The following is a 13,839-nucleotide window of genomic DNA, read 5'->3' as shown; positions in this document are numbered from 1 at the left end:
TCCGTCCAGCCTGTGTATCTGAAATGGATCGGAAGTCCGGCGCGCTTTATACCACAAAACACGACCAGAAACCAACAGTTGTTGGCGGAGTGTGCTGTTAATGATTCTCAATTTGGCACGGGGTGTGCCTGACTGATACCATTGACGACACTTAGACTAGTATTGTCGAAAAAATCGACACCGATGGACAGATTACATGGCTATCTCTATTAAGACACCTGAAGAAATTGAAAAGATGCGCGTCGCCGGTCGTCTGGCCGCGGAAGTGCTGGAAATGATCGAACCGTTCGTGAAGCCGGGCGTCAGCACCGGTGAACTGGACCGTATCTGTAACGACTATATCGTGAACGAGCAGCACGCGGTTTCCGCCTGCCTCGGCTACCACGGTTTCCCGAAATCCGTCTGCATCTCTATTAATGAAGTGGTTTGCCACGGCATCCCGGACGACGAAAAACTGCTGAAAGATGGCGACATCGTCAACATCGACGTGACCGTCATTAAAGACGAGTACCACGGTGACACCTCAAAAATGTTCATCGTTGGCAAGCCGACTATTCTTGGCGAGCGTCTATGCAAAGTGACGCAAGAGAGCCTCTACCTGGCGCTGAAAATGGTTAAACCGGGTATTCGCCTGCGTACCATCGGTGCGGCAATCCAGAAGTTTGTGGAAGCAGAAGGTTTCTCCGTGGTGCGCGAGTACTGCGGTCACGGCATTGGTCGCGTCTTCCATGAAGAGCCGCAGGTCCTGCACTATGATGCCGATGACGGCGGCGTGGTGCTGCAAAAAGGCATGACCTTTACCATTGAGCCGATGGTCAACGCGGGTGATTACCGCATCCGCACCATGAAAGACGGCTGGACGGTGAAAACCAAAGACAGAAGCTTGTCTGCGCAGTACGAGCATACTATTGTGGTAACGGACAACGGCTGCGAAATTATGACGTTGCGCAAGGATGACACCATCCCGGCGATACTGACGCACGATGAATGATAAAAAAGCCGGCAAATGCCGGCTTTTTTAATGGCTATAGCTTTTTCTTATGGGTGGCGCACGATGAGTAATCTTTTACCCGAACAGTATGCTAACACAGCACTTCCCACCCTTCCCGACCAGCCCGATAACCCGGGCGTCTGGCCGTCGCACGAGCTGACCTGCGCGCATATTAAAGCCCATATGGATGTTTTCCATCGCTGGCTGGGCAGCGCGTTCGACGCGGGCGTGTCGGCCGAGCAGCTCATTGAAGCGCGCACCGAATTTATCGACCAGCTCTTGCAGCGCCTGTGGATCGATTACGGGTTTGGGCAAATCAGTGATGTTGCGCTGGTTGCCGTCGGGGGCTATGGCCGCGGTGAGCTGCATCCGCTTTCCGATATCGATCTGCTGATCTTAAGCCGCAAAAAGCTGCCGGACGAACAGGCGCAAAAAATTGGCGAACTGCTGACGCTGCTCTGGGACGTGAAGCTGGAGGTCGGCCACAGCGTGCGCACCCTGGAAGAGTGTCTGCTGGAAGGGTTATCGGACCTGACCGTCGCCACCAACCTGATTGAAACCCGCCTGCTGATTGGCGACGTCGCGCTGTTTCTGGAGCTGCAGAAACACATCTTCAGCGACGGCTTCTGGCCGTCAGAAAAGTTCTTCGCCGCGAAGGTCGAGGAGCAAAACCAGCGCCACCAGCGCTACCACGGCACCAGCTATAATCTTGAGCCCGATATAAAAAGCAGCCCCGGCGGGCTGCGCGACATCCATACCCTACAGTGGGTCGCCCGCCGCCATTTTGGCGCCACCTCGATGGACGAGATGGTCGGCTTCGGCTTCTTAACCGAGGCAGAGCGTAACGAGCTTAACGAGTGCCTGCACCTGCTGTGGCGCATCCGTTTTGCCCTGCATCTGGAAGTCACCCGCTACGATAACCGTCTGCTGTTTGACCGCCAGCTCAGCGTGGCGCAGCGCCTGAATTATCAGGGCGAAGGCAACGAGCCGGTTGAGCACATGATGAAGGATTTCTTCCGCGTCACCCGCCGGGTGACCGAGCTGAACCAGATGCTGCTGCAGCTGTTCGATGAGGCCATTCTGGCCCTGACGGCGGACGAGAAACCGCGCCCGATTGATGACGAATTCCAGCTGCGCGGCACGCTTATCGATCTGCGCGACGAAACGCTGTTCATCCGCGAGCCGGAAGCGATCCTGAGGATGTTCTATACCATGGTGCGCAACAGCACCATCACCGGGATCTACTCCACCACCCTGCGCCATCTGCGCCATGCGCGCCGCCATCTGACGCAGCCGCTGTGCTATATCCCGGAAGCGCGCTCGCTGTTCCTGAGCATGCTCCGCCACCCGGGCGCCGTCAGCCGCGGGCTGCTGCCGATGCACCGCCACAGCGTGCTGTGGGCCTATATGCCGCAGTGGTCGCACATTGTCGGGCAAATGCAGTTCGATCTGTTCCACGCCTACACGGTGGATGAACATACGATCCGCGTGATGCTCAAGCTGGAAAGCTTTGCGAAAGAAGAGACGCGCTCCCGCCACCCGCTGTGCGTGGAGCTGTGGCCGCGCCTGACCCATCCGGAACTGATCCTGATTGCCGCCCTGTTCCACGATATCGCCAAAGGTCGCGGCGGTGACCATTCGGTGCTGGGCGCGCAGGATGTGCTGAAATTTGCCGAACTGCACGGTCTGAACTCGCGTGAAACGCAGCTGGTGGCCTGGCTGGTGCGCCATCACCTGCTGATGTCGGTCACCGCGCAGCGTCGTGACATTCAGGATCCTGAGGTGATCAAGCAGTTCGCGGAAGTGGTTCAGACGGAAAACCGCCTGCGGTATCTGGTCTGCCTGACGGTAGCCGATATCTGCGCCACCAACGAAACGCTGTGGAACAGCTGGAAGCAGAGCCTGCTGCGCGAGCTGTACTTCGCGACCGAAAAACAGCTGCGTCGCGGGATGCAAAACACCCCGGACATGCGCGAGCGCGTGCGTCATCACCAGCTGCAGGCGCTGGCGCTGCTGCGGATGGACAACATTGATGAAGAGGCGCTGCATCAGATTTGGGCCCGCTGCCGCGCCAACTATTTTGTCCGCCACAGCCCAAACCAGCTTGCGTGGCACGCGCGGCACCTGCTGAAGCACGATCTGTCCCAGCCGATGATCCTCCTGAGCCCGCAGGCCACCCGCGGCGGGACGGAGATTTTCATCTGGAGCCCGGACCGGCCTTATCTGTTTGCTGCGGTCTGCGCCGAGCTGGACAGGCGTAACCTGAGCGTACACGACGCGCAGATTTTCACTACCCGCGACGGCATGGCGATGGACACCTTTATCGTGCTTGAGCCGGACGGCAGCCCGCTCTCGTCGGACAGGCATGAAGGGATACGTTTTGGTCTGGAGCAGGCGATTACCCAGCGCAGCTGGCAGCCTCCGCAGCCGCGTCGCCAGCCGGCAAAATTGCGCCACTTTACCGTCGATACCGAGGTCAATTTCCTGCCGACCCACACCGACCGTAAATCGTTCCTGGAGCTGATCGCGCTCGACCAGCCGGGGCTGCTCGCCCGCGTCGGCCAGGTTTTTGCCGATCTGGGAATTTCGCTCCATGGGGCCCGAATTACAACGATTGGCGAGCGAGTAGAAGATTTATTTATAATCGCGACAGCGGACCGGCGTGCCCTTAATAATGACCTGCAGCTTGAAGTGCAACAACGGTTGACAGCAGCCCTCAATCCAAACGATAAAGGGTGATATGTTTTTTAGTGAAATGGAAAGAGTAAACAATGCAGCAGTTACAGAACGTTATTGAGTCCGCTTTTGAGCGTCGCGCCGAGATTACCCCGGCAAATGTGGATACCGTGACCCGTGAAGCGGTAAACCAGGTGATTTCCCTTCTGGATTCCGGCGCGCTGCGCGTGGCAGAAAAAATCGACGGTCAGTGGGTCACTCATCAATGGCTGAAGAAAGCCGTGCTGCTCTCTTTCCGTATCAACGATAACCAGGTTATCGACGGAGCTGAAAGCCGCTACTTCGATAAAGTCCCTATGAAATTCGCTGACTACGACGAAGCGCGTTTCCAGAAAGAAGGTTTCCGCGTGGTACCGCCTGCGGCAGTGCGTCAGGGCGCATTCATCGCGCGCAACACCGTGCTGATGCCATCCTACGTGAACATCGGTGCCTACGTTGACGAAGGCACCATGGTTGACACCTGGGCGACTGTCGGTTCATGCGCGCAGATCGGTAAAAACGTTCACCTGTCCGGCGGCGTGGGCATCGGTGGTGTTCTGGAGCCACTGCAGGCCAACCCGACCATCATCGAAGACAACTGCTTCATCGGCGCGCGCTCTGAAGTGGTTGAAGGCGTGATCGTGGAAGAAGGCTCCGTGATCTCCATGGGCGTTTACATCGGTCAGAGCACCCGTATTTACGACCGCGAAACCGGCGAAGTTCACTACGGTCGCGTTCCGGCGGGCTCCGTGGTGGTTTCCGGCAACCTGCCGTCAAAAGATGGCAAATACAGCCTGTACTGTGCGGTTATCGTGAAGAAAGTGGATGCGAAAACGCGCGGTAAAGTAGGCATCAACGAATTGCTGCGCACCATCGATTAATCGGGTATAACAAAAAGCGGGGGCAACCCCGCTTTTTTTATATCTGAGGGTGGCGAAAATAGATTTTTTCGTTAATTATTCAAAGGTTATGTTGAGATCAAGGGTACCGCTATGTACGATAATCTGAAAAGTCTGGGCATTACCAATCCTGATGAAATTGATCGTTACAGCCTCCGTCAGGAAGCCAATAACGATATTCTGAAAATCTATTTTCACAAGGACAAAGGAGAGTTTTTCGCCAAAAGCGTGAAGTTTAAATATCCACGCCAGCGTAAGACCGTTGTTGCTGACGGCGTAGGACAGGGATACAAAGAAGTACAGGAAATCAGCCCTAACCTGCGCTACGTGATCGATGAACTCGATCAGATCTGCCAGCGCGACCGCACCGAAGTCGATCTCAAGCGTAAGATCCTTGACGATCTGCGTCACCTTGAAAGCGTTGTAACGAATAAGATCAGCGAGATTGAAGCGGATCTTGAGAAATTAACGCGGAAATAAAAGCAAAACGGCAATCCTTGATTGCCGTTTTTAGTGTTTGCGCCCTCTCCCCGTGGGAGAGGGATGGGGTGAGGGCACCAGACCGCACTCAGCATGTAGGCCGGGTAAGGCGAAGCCGCCACCCGGCAAAAAGCATCATCTCTGCTCGTCCAGCTGCAGCGCCACATACAGCAGCAGCCTGTCGTCAAAATTCCCCAGGTCCAGCCCCGTCAGCTCCGAAATCCGGTTTAACCGATACTCCAGGGTATTGCGGTGAATAAACAGCGCCTTCGAGGTCGCCAGCGGCTGCACGTTATGGCGGAACCACGCCTGCAGCGTCCGGCGCAGCAGGCCGTTATTATCCATGGCTTTCAGACGCGCTAACGGTCGCGCCAGCTCATTGGCCTGCCAGCCGCCGCGCAGGCTGTCGAGCAGCACCGGCAGCATCAGATCCTGATAGAAATAGCTGCGGCTCTCCGGCATCCGCTGCTTGCCCACCATCATGGTGGTGCGCGCGGTACGCCAGGAGCGGGCGATACTGCCCGGCCCGGTAAAGTAGTTGCCCAGCGCAACGCGAAAACGCAGCTGACCATTCTCCTTCATCCGGGAGATAAGCAGCTCCACGCGACGACGATGATCGTCTGCATCCCAGCGGCCGAACGCGTTAAGCGCCGGTTTGAGCACCACCATTTCCGTCAGAGAAACGATCGCCACCAGGTTATCGCGCTCCGGCGTCGCCAGCGCATTTTGCAGCTGCTGCAGTTCGGCCATCGCGCTGTCGACGCCAAGCTGGCCGCTATCGACCTCAATGACCGCCACGACGCGCGGCTGGTTGAGATCGATCCCCAGACGCTGCGCCCATTCGCTGAGCGCCGGCGTGTGCTCTTCCGCCTGAATAAGGTTCATCACCAGCTCTTCACGCAGGCGGCTGTCCTGGGCAAGCAGGTGCATCAGGCGAGACTGCTCCAGCATCATCTCTGCCGTCATACAGACCAGCTCACCGTATTTACGCAAGGACTCCGGCTCGCCGGTCAGGCCGATTACCCCCACAATCTCGCCTTCAAGGCGCAGCGGTAAATTGATGCCCTGACGGACGCCGTGCAGGTGTTTCGCTACCGCATCGTCGATATCCACGACCCGCCCCTGGGAAAGCACCAGCAGCGCACCTTCGTGCAATTCCCCAATACGCTCGTGATCGCCGCTGCCAATAATGCGCCCGCGGGCATCCATCACGTTGATATTGGTATCAATGATGCGCATGGTGCGCGCCACGATATCCTGCGCCATTTTGGTATCAAGATGCCAGCCAGCCATAGAACCCTCCCGTGAGCAGAGCTCAAGCATAGGGAAGTTCAGCGACGGCTGCATTGGGCGAATGCACAAAGAGAGAGGGAGAAGTATGGAGTTGTGGCAAGAATCACAGAAAAGAGAAAGCCCCTGCGAACAGGGGCTTTAGAGGATTACTGCATCAGCAGATAAAGCGAGGTGTCACCACGCTGGATATTCAGCGCCAGCACGGAAGGCTTGCTGTCGAGGATCTTGCGCAGTTCAGCGATGTTCTTCACCGGCTGCTGGTTAGCGCCCATGATCACATCGCCTTTTTTCAGGCCGATACGGGCTGCCGGTGAATTCGCTTTCACGTTGTTCACCACCACGCCTTTATCTGCGCCTTTATTGCTCATCTCAGCACCTTCAATACCGCTGAAGATAGTGCTGGAATCCACCTGATTCTGGCTGCTCTGCTGCAGTTCCAGGCTCACGTTAACCGGCTTACCGTCGCGCAGCAGGCCGAGGGTCACTTTGCTGCCAATCGGCATTGAACCCACTTCGGCACGCAGGGCGGCAAAGCTGCTGATCGGCTTACCGTTCAGGGAGGTGATCACATCCCCCGCTTTAATGCCCGCTTTCGCCGCGGAGGAATTCGGCATCACCTGGCTGACGAATGCCCCGCGCTGGGCGTCAACTTTCATCGCCTTAGCCAGTTCGGAGTTCAGCTCAGTCCCGAGGATACCCAGCTCGCCGCGTTTCACCTGGCCATACTGGACCATCTGCGCGGTCAGGTTTTTCACCATGTTACTTGGGATAGCAAAGCCGATCCCGATGTTGCCGCCGTCCGGTGCCAGGATCGCGGTGTTGATACCGATCAGCTCACCGTTCAGGTTTACCAGCGCACCGCCGGAGTTACCGCGGTTGATCGCCGCATCCGTCTGGATGAAGTTTTCATAGTTCTCAGCATTCAGGCCGCTACGACCCAGCGCAGAGACGATACCGGATGTCACGGTTTCACCCAGACCGAACGGGTTACCGATCGCCACGGTGTAGTCGCCCACGCGCAGCGCGTCAGAGTCGGCAATTTTAATCGCCGTCAGGTTTTTCGGATCCTGGATCTGGATCAGCGCGATGTCGGAGCGCGGGTCTTTACCCACCACTTTGGCGTCGAACTTGCGGCCATCGCTCAGCTGAACCTTGATGCTGTTAGCGTTATCGACAACGTGGTTATTGGTGACGACATAGCCTTTCGCCGCATCAATAATCACACCCGAGCCAAGCGCCATGAATTTCTGCTGCTGGCCGCCGCCCTGGCTGTCATCCCCTGCACCACCGCCCTGACAGAACGGTGAACTCTGGAATGGCGAACCGTCCTGGCAGAACGGCGAGTTGTCGCCGAAGAACTGCTGGAAGTTACGCGGCATGCGCGGCGTATTGACGGTCGTACTGCCCTCAACGTTAATACTCACCACCGATGGCATCACTTTTTCGAGCATCGGTGCCAGGCTTGGCATCTGCTGCGCGGTTGCTGCCGACGACGCGGTCTCGGCTGCAGTAGCAGTCAGAGGAGACAGCGCTAAACCTAAACTCAGAGCCAGTGCACTCATTGCTAATGTGGTTTTTTTCATGTTTCTCAATCTCGATTTACAGGTAACGCAAAATTGCTGTGTAACTCAGATTCGTTTTATACCGCTTAGTTCCGGCGATAAGTTTATGGAAAAGGTAAAAATTTATTGGCCGTCTTTACAAAACACCGGGATTATTCCACCGCCATCAGCTTGCGGTATTCATCCCAGGCATACAAATCCGTCATGCCGCTGATATAGTCCTGGATAAGACGGCAGCGATAATAATATTCCATCACCGGCCATTGGGAAGAGTGGCGATCCAGCTTGCCAATCGCTTCGACATACGCCAGACGGTGCCGGGTTGAGAGTTTCTGATAAAGCCGCGATTCGATAGGTATTCTGCGCACGCGCTCGTGTTCCACCAGCTCGCTGAAGTCGTCGACCGACAGCTGGAGCAACGGGGCATAAATTTCCAGTAACCCACTGATAACCCGATAGCCCTGCAGTTCCAGCTGCTCGACATCCGGATGGCTAAATACATGCCGCATCGCCACATGTTTATAAAGCTCAAGGAGTTGACTGAAACTGCTGTCATCTTCCAGCAGCGCGTGGTTGAATTCCCCGCTGAAGATGAGCGGCAAATTATCAATAAAGCGCGACGCCGCATACGGCACCAGTTTATTTAATGTATTGACCCGCAAATACATAAAGAACTGGTCTTCCGTACTGCGGCTTAATGTATTTGAGCGCGATTTTTCCCAGGCATTTTCGACAACCTGCGCAAACAGCGAGCCTTTTTCATGGGCACCCCAGGCCGCATGAAGATGCTGGTAAAGCTCCTCGACGCTGAAGATTCTTTTCTCAACGGCATCTTCCAGATCGGCCACGCAATAGGAAATATCATCGGCGGCTTCCATAATCCAGGTCAATGGAAAGCGGCCGTTTGGCGTCAATGAAAGTTCTTTACGTAGCCGTTCAATATAGGCCTCTTCGGAAAGGTAATAGCCCGGTTTTTTCATTAAATAACTGTGGGACGCGGGCGTCTCCCCCATCCACCACGCGGGGCGAGTATATTTCAGAATACAGCCGACCTGTGCCCAGGTCAGGTTCATGCGCATCAGGGAATGGACCAGCCGGATCCCCTGAGCGTTGCCCTCAAAGTGACACAAATCCTGGCGCACTTTGCGACGCAGATCGTTCAGCCCCTCTTCACCTTCACGCAGACGTAAATCGCGTACGATGCAGCGGTCATCGCTGAGGGGCTGGCTTACCGCATCCGAAGGATAAAGCCGCTGCTTAAACCAGTCATTGATCGCCGCCTCACCAAAGTGGCCGAAAGGCGGGTTGCCAATGTCATGCATCAGGCAGGCCATCTCAACGATGCTTTCAAACGGCCCGGTCAGTTCATCCAGACCATAGGTTTCCAGTAAACGCTGCTCTTTGAGGCGGCTCAAAATCTCTTTGGCAATGTAGCGCCCGACCTGCTGCACTTCCATGGAGTGGGTTAAACGGGTGCGCACCGCGGCGTTACGCTCCAGCGGGAACACCTGCGTCTTTTGCTGCAGACGCCGGATAGCGGGCGAGTTAATGATCCTCCCGCGATCGCTTTCGAAGATACGCAGGATCTCATGTTCGCTCTTGTCGCCCTGCGGCGAACGGAAACGTCGGTGCCAGTTAATTTTGGTGCGAAAATCGATTGGTGCCATGTGCTCCCCCGCGTGAGAATGCGTTTCCCCTTAACCGCATGATAGACTATGCATCTTAACAAGGTACATCGCGAGTAAATCTATGAAAATCGGCATTATTGGTGCAATGGAAGAAGAAGTTACGCTGCTGCGTGACAAAATTGAGAACCGTCAGACTCTCTCTCTTGGTGGTTGTGAGATCTACACCGGCCAGCTGAACGGTGTTGACGTGGCTCTGCTGAAATCAGGCATCGGTAAAGTGGCTGCTGCGCTGGGTGCAACCCTGCTGCTTGAGCGCTGCAAGCCGGACGTGATCGTGAATACCGGCTCTGCGGGCGGCCTGGCGCCGACGCTGAAAGTGGGTGATATCGTTGTCTCCGACGAAGCGCGTTACCACGATGCCGACGTCACCGCGTTCGGTTACGAGTACGGTCAGCTTCCGGGCTGCCCTGCCGGCTTTAAAGCTGACGACAAGCTGATTGCGGCGGCAGAGACCTGCATCGCAGAACTCAACCTCAACGCGGTACGCGGTCTGATTGTCAGCGGTGATGCCTTCATCAACGGCTCCGTTGGGCTGGCGAAAATCCGTCATAACTTCCCGCAGGCGGTTGCCGTTGAGATGGAAGCGACCGCGATCGCTCATGTTTGCCATAACTTCAGCGTACCGTTCGTGGTGGTTCGCGCCATCTCTGACGTGGCAGACCAGCAGTCCCACATCAGCTTCGACGAGTTCCTGACCGTTGCGGCAAAACAGTCCACCGTGATGGTGGAACGCCTGGTGCAGAATCTGGCACGTGGCTAAACATACCGTCAGGGCGCTGGCCGCCCTGCTTCTTCTCGCACCGCTGTGGCTCTATGCTGTACCGCGTGTGATTACGCTCTCTCCCGCGAATACGGAACTGGCATTTGCCGCCGGGATCACGCCCGTTGGCGTGAGTAGCTATTCGGATTACCCACCGCAGGCCGCGGATATTGAACAAGTGGCAACCTGGCAGGGGATGAACCTTGAGCGCATCGTGTCGCTTAAACCGGATCTCGTGCTGGCCTGGCGCGGCGGCAACGCCGAGCGGCAGGTCAACCAGCTCACCTCGCTTGGCATAAAAGTGATGTGGATTGATGCCGTCAGCATTGAGCAGGTCGCTCAGGCGCTACGCGCTCTGGCACCCTATAGCCCTACGCCCAAAAAAGCCGAGGCTGCGGCGAAACAGATGCTGAGCGACTATGCCGCGCTGAAATCCCAATACGATACCCCTGTTAAAAAGCGCATCTTCCTGCAGTTTGGCAGCCAGCCGCTGTTCACCACCGGAAAAGGGTCGATTCAAAACCAGGTGCTGGAAGTCTGCGGCGGTGAAAATATCTTTGCTGCCAGCCGGGTGCCCTGGCCTCAGGTCAGCCGTGAACAGGTCCTGGCGCGTCAGCCGCAGGCCATCGTCGTGGTCGGAAATGCGAGCGAAATTCCCAAAATTGAGCAATTCTGGCAAAAGCAGCTAAAAATACCGGTAATACCCCTCAACAGCGACTGGTTTGAACGCGCCAGCCCGCGTATTATCCTCGCCGCAAAACAGCTCTGTGCCGCGCTGGCAGAGAGTCACTAACATAAGACCCTTTTCGAGGATTTAACGATGCTCGTTTATTGGCTGGATATTCTTGGCACAGCCGTTTTTGCTATCTCCGGCGTCCTGCTCGCCGGAAAACTACGCATGGATCCGTTTGGCGTGCTGGTGCTGGGCGTCGTGACCGCCGTCGGCGGCGGGACTATCCGCGATATGGCGCTGGCGAATGGCCCGGTGTTTTGGGTGAAAGATCCTACCGATCTGGTGGTCGCGATGATCACCTGCCTGTTAACCATTGTGCTGGTTCGCCAGCCCCGCAGATTACCTAAATGGATATTGCCGGTACTGGATGCCGTCGGTCTGGCCGTGTTTGTCGGTATTGGCGTCAATAAGGCGTTTAATGCGGGTACCGGTCCAATGGTGGCAATCTGTATGGGCGTATTAACCGGCGTGGGCGGTGGGATCATTCGCGACATTCTGGCGCGTGAAGTGCCGATGATCCTGCGTACTGAAATTTACGCAACGGCCTGCATTGTGGGCGGGATTGTTCACGCGACCGCGTACTACACCTTTGCCCTCCCGCTGGAAAATGCCGCGATGCTGGGGATGGTGGTGACGCTGGTGATACGTTTAGCGGCGATACGCTGGCACCTGAAGCTGCCGACGTTTGCGCTGGATGAAAATGGCAGGTAAATGCAAAACGGTAACCACAAGGTTACCGTTTTTAGCGTTTTGCCGGGGTGAGGGCATCAGCCCGCACCCTCTTAAATGCTGAACGAAGAACCACACCCGCAGGTGCTTGTCGCATTCGGGTTAGTGACCACAAAGCGCGAACCTTCCAGACCTTCGGTGTAATCAACCGAACCACCCACCAGATACTGCAGGCTCATCGGGTCAACCACCAGCGCGACGCCCTGTTTCTCGATAGTCATATCGCCATCGTTAACCTGATCGTCAAAGGTAAAACCATACTGGAAGCCGCTGCAGCCGCCACCGGTAATATAGACACGCAGTTTAAGATCCGGATTGTCTTCATCGGCAATCAGGACTTTCACTTTGTTGGCTGCTGCTTCGGTAAATTCGAGCGGTACAGCTACTACGTCATCACTCATCTTATGCTCCCATGAATACTGCTATTGGGTAAAATTCACCCAATTCTTTATCTCATTATCTAATACCCTGGTAATTCATTCAAGTATTCTGCGTGGCGGCCCGCTCAGCCTCTTGTTTTGCCAGGGTACGCGCCAGGATGGTGGAGTATAGCGGTTTTCCACCCAGGAACTGGGCTAATAGTGTCGCGCCGAGACAGGTAATGATCATTGGCAAAATGAGCTGGTAATTGTCCGTCATCTCCAGCACCAGCACGATCCCGGTCAACGGCGCACGCAGGGACGCGGCCAGCAGCGCCCCCATTCCGGCGATGGCAAAGGTCCCGGCGTCAAGATGATAGGCGGGAAACCCCGCTTCCGCCGCCATACCAAACGCGGTGCCGAGCAGCGTACCCAGCGCCAGCATCGGGGCGAAAATCCCGCCGGGCGCGCCGGAGGAGAAGCACAGCACCGTCGTGATGACTCTTGAAATAAACATAAACAGCAGCAGACCCACGCTGAAATTCCCCGCTGCCGCAATGGGAATCAGCCCGAACCCGCCGCCTGCGGCATTCGGCTCAATAAACCCGAGTACGCCACACATTCCGCCCAGCAGGCCGCCCATCAGCACCCATTTCGTGGTGTTGCCGCCGTGAATGCGCTGGAACATATCCTGAGCGCGCAGGATAAAGGCGTTAAACAGCGGTCCCACCACGCCAAAAATCATGCCGAGGATCAGGTAAAGCCACAGGGTGTTGACCGGCGCGTTGGTCAGTTTCCCCACCTCAATAACCGCGCCCTCTCCATTAAAGATGCGAAACACGATGCTCGACATAATGACACCGGTAAATACCGCTTTAATCGAGATCAGGTTGTAGCGGAACTGCGCGCGCATCTCTTCGATAATGAACAAAATACCCGCCAGCGGCGCGTTAAACGCGGCGGAAAGCCCCGCCGCCGCGCCGGTTGCCAGCAGCGTATGGCGCGCTTCGGCGCTTCGCATCCGAAACAGATCGCCCACCATGCGGCCGACGTTTCCCCCCAGCTGTACCGTGGGCCCTTCCCGGCCAAGCACCATGCCTGCGCCCAGGGTCCCCATGCCGCCGATGAATTTAACCGGAATCACCCGCCACCAGCGTACCGGACGCAGCTCCTCCAGCGCACCTTCAATTTCCGGGATGCCCGACCCGCCCGCCTCCGGCGCAAATTTACGCACCAGAAAATACCCCACCATGGCAAACAGCGCAGACAGCCCGAATGCCCAAACCCAGACCAGCCATTCGCTGTCGGCGAAACCGGCCACGGTGCCCACTCGCCAGTTGAGTACGGCATTAACCGCTTTTTCAAACGCCACGCCAATCAGCCCCGCGAGAGTCCCCACCACGGCAGCGGCCAGCAGGATCGCCAGCGGCGTTTTATCGCGATTGAGCAGCCGCCGAATACTGACCCGGTGCCGGGCGCGCGTAAACTGTTGTTCTTCAAAAGACGGAGAATCTGATTTCATGTCCTGTTCTTATTCGTCATACAAAAAGCCGCGAGGATTTTACCAGAGACTGCCCCACCGTCTCCTGAAAATTACTTAACAAATCTTAAAGCATTACCCGGCTAAAAA

12 protein-coding genes are annotated in these 13,839 nt (G+C 56.4%); 7 read left to right on the top strand and 5 right to left on the bottom strand.

The window, feature by feature from the left end; translation table 11 throughout:
* Positions 1-196 precede the first annotated feature (196 nt).
* The 4 genes from map (at position 197) to GVO84_RS04145 (ending at position 5,085) form a co-directional block, all read left to right on the top strand.
* Positions 197-991 (top strand): type I methionyl aminopeptidase, encoded by a 795-nt coding sequence (gene map, locus GVO84_RS04160; RefSeq protein ID WP_023310454.1) that lies wholly within the window; start codon positions 197-199, stop codon positions 989-991.
* A 63-nt stretch (positions 992-1,054) separates the two neighbouring features.
* The gene (gene glnD, locus GVO84_RS04155) at positions 1,055-3,730 is read left to right on the top strand and encodes a bifunctional uridylyltransferase/uridylyl-removing protein GlnD (protein ID WP_121425061.1); all 2,676 of its coding nucleotides are present in this window, start codon (positions 1,055-1,057) and stop codon (positions 3,728-3,730) included.
* Positions 3,731-3,762: 32 nt separating this feature from the next.
* Positions 3,763-4,587: a 2,3,4,5-tetrahydropyridine-2,6-dicarboxylate N-succinyltransferase gene (gene dapD, locus GVO84_RS04150; protein ID WP_008501915.1), complete on the top strand. Its 825-nt coding sequence runs from the start codon at positions 3,763-3,765 to the stop codon at positions 4,585-4,587.
* A 111-nt stretch (positions 4,588-4,698) separates the two neighbouring features.
* Complete coding sequence (locus GVO84_RS04145) at positions 4,699-5,085, top strand: DUF3461 family protein (protein WP_014168696.1); 387 nt, start codon at positions 4,699-4,701, stop codon at positions 5,083-5,085.
* A 135-nt stretch (positions 5,086-5,220) separates the two neighbouring features.
* On the opposite strand, the gene GVO84_RS04140 is transcribed toward GVO84_RS04145, so the two are convergent.
* From GVO84_RS04140 to dgt, 3 genes are all read right to left on the bottom strand, one after another.
* A complete protein-coding gene (locus GVO84_RS04140; protein WP_159515553.1) occupies positions 5,221-6,378 on the bottom strand; it encodes a CdaR family transcriptional regulator in 1,158 nt (385 codons plus the stop codon).
* Between the two features lie 146 nt (positions 6,379-6,524).
* Positions 6,525-7,961: a serine endoprotease DegP gene (gene degP, locus GVO84_RS04135; RefSeq protein WP_024907518.1), complete on the bottom strand. Its 1,437-nt coding sequence runs from the start codon at positions 7,959-7,961 to the stop codon at positions 6,525-6,527.
* A 131-nt stretch (positions 7,962-8,092) separates the two neighbouring features.
* On the bottom strand, positions 8,093-9,607 hold the full coding sequence (gene dgt, locus GVO84_RS04130) for a dGTPase (RefSeq protein WP_121425060.1): 1,515 nt from the start codon (positions 9,605-9,607) through the stop codon (positions 8,093-8,095).
* 82 nt (positions 9,608-9,689) lie between these two features.
* Between dgt and mtnN the strand changes: the two genes are divergently transcribed.
* From mtnN to GVO84_RS04115, 3 genes are read left to right on the top strand one after another with little or no spacing between them, the layout of a single operon-like run.
* Positions 9,690-10,388: a 5'-methylthioadenosine/S-adenosylhomocysteine nucleosidase gene (mtnN, locus tag GVO84_RS04125; RefSeq protein WP_014882620.1), complete on the top strand. Its 699-nt coding sequence runs from the start codon at positions 9,690-9,692 to the stop codon at positions 10,386-10,388.
* Complete coding sequence (gene btuF, locus GVO84_RS04120) at positions 10,381-11,181, top strand: vitamin B12 ABC transporter substrate-binding protein BtuF (protein WP_133550650.1); 801 nt, start codon at positions 10,381-10,383, stop codon at positions 11,179-11,181. Before mtnN ends, btuF begins: the two co-directional genes overlap by 8 nt.
* A gap of 27 nt (positions 11,182-11,208) precedes the next feature.
* Positions 11,209-11,832, top strand: a complete 624-nt coding sequence (locus GVO84_RS04115) for a TRIC cation channel family protein (RefSeq protein ID WP_159515552.1) — start codon at positions 11,209-11,211, stop codon at positions 11,830-11,832.
* A 71-nt stretch (positions 11,833-11,903) separates the two neighbouring features.
* Here the strand turns inward: GVO84_RS04115 and erpA are convergent, their stop codons facing one another.
* Together erpA and clcA are read right to left on the bottom strand one after the other, a co-directional pair.
* Entirely contained in the window at positions 11,904-12,251 is a 348-nt protein-coding gene (gene erpA, locus GVO84_RS04110; protein WP_023310446.1) for an iron-sulfur cluster insertion protein ErpA, read from the bottom strand.
* 79 nt (positions 12,252-12,330) lie between these two features.
* On the bottom strand, positions 12,331-13,731 hold the full coding sequence (gene clcA, locus GVO84_RS04105) for a H(+)/Cl(-) exchange transporter ClcA (protein WP_159515551.1): 1,401 nt from the start codon (positions 13,729-13,731) through the stop codon (positions 12,331-12,333).
* Positions 13,732-13,839: the final 108 nt, after the last annotated feature.

Origin of the sequence: Enterobacter sp. SM3 (genome assembly GCF_009811935.2) — a bacterium.
Lineage (GTDB): Bacteria > Pseudomonadota > Gammaproteobacteria > Enterobacterales > Enterobacteriaceae > Enterobacter > Enterobacter asburiae_D.
This window is presented reverse-complemented; position numbering and strand designations above follow the sequence as displayed.

Excerpts from the sequence above, each read along its gene's own strand:
- map (WP_023310454.1), top strand. The coding sequence starts at position 197 with ATGGCTATCTCTATTAAGACACCTGAAGAAATTGAAAAGATGCGCGTC.
- glnD (WP_121425061.1), top strand. The coding sequence starts at position 1,055 with ATGAGTAATCTTTTACCCGAACAGTATGCTAACACAGCACTTCCCACC.
- dapD (WP_008501915.1), top strand. The coding sequence starts at position 3,763 with ATGCAGCAGTTACAGAACGTTATTGAGTCCGCTTTTGAGCGTCGCGCC.
- GVO84_RS04145 (WP_014168696.1), top strand. The coding sequence starts at position 4,699 with ATGTACGATAATCTGAAAAGTCTGGGCATTACCAATCCTGATGAAATT.
- GVO84_RS04140 (WP_159515553.1), bottom strand. The coding sequence starts at position 6,378 with ATGGCTGGCTGGCATCTTGATACCAAAATGGCGCAGGATATCGTGGCG.
- degP (WP_024907518.1), bottom strand. The coding sequence starts at position 7,961 with ATGAAAAAAACCACATTAGCAATGAGTGCACTGGCTCTGAGTTTAGGT.
- dgt (WP_121425060.1), bottom strand. The coding sequence starts at position 9,607 with ATGGCACCAATCGATTTTCGCACCAAAATTAACTGGCACCGACGTTTC.
- mtnN (WP_014882620.1), top strand. The coding sequence starts at position 9,690 with ATGAAAATCGGCATTATTGGTGCAATGGAAGAAGAAGTTACGCTGCTG.
- GVO84_RS04115 (WP_159515552.1), top strand. The coding sequence starts at position 11,209 with ATGCTCGTTTATTGGCTGGATATTCTTGGCACAGCCGTTTTTGCTATC.
- erpA (WP_023310446.1), bottom strand. The coding sequence starts at position 12,251 with ATGAGTGATGACGTAGTAGCTGTACCGCTCGAATTTACCGAAGCAGCA.
- clcA (WP_159515551.1), bottom strand. The coding sequence starts at position 13,731 with ATGAAATCAGATTCTCCGTCTTTTGAAGAACAACAGTTTACGCGCGCC.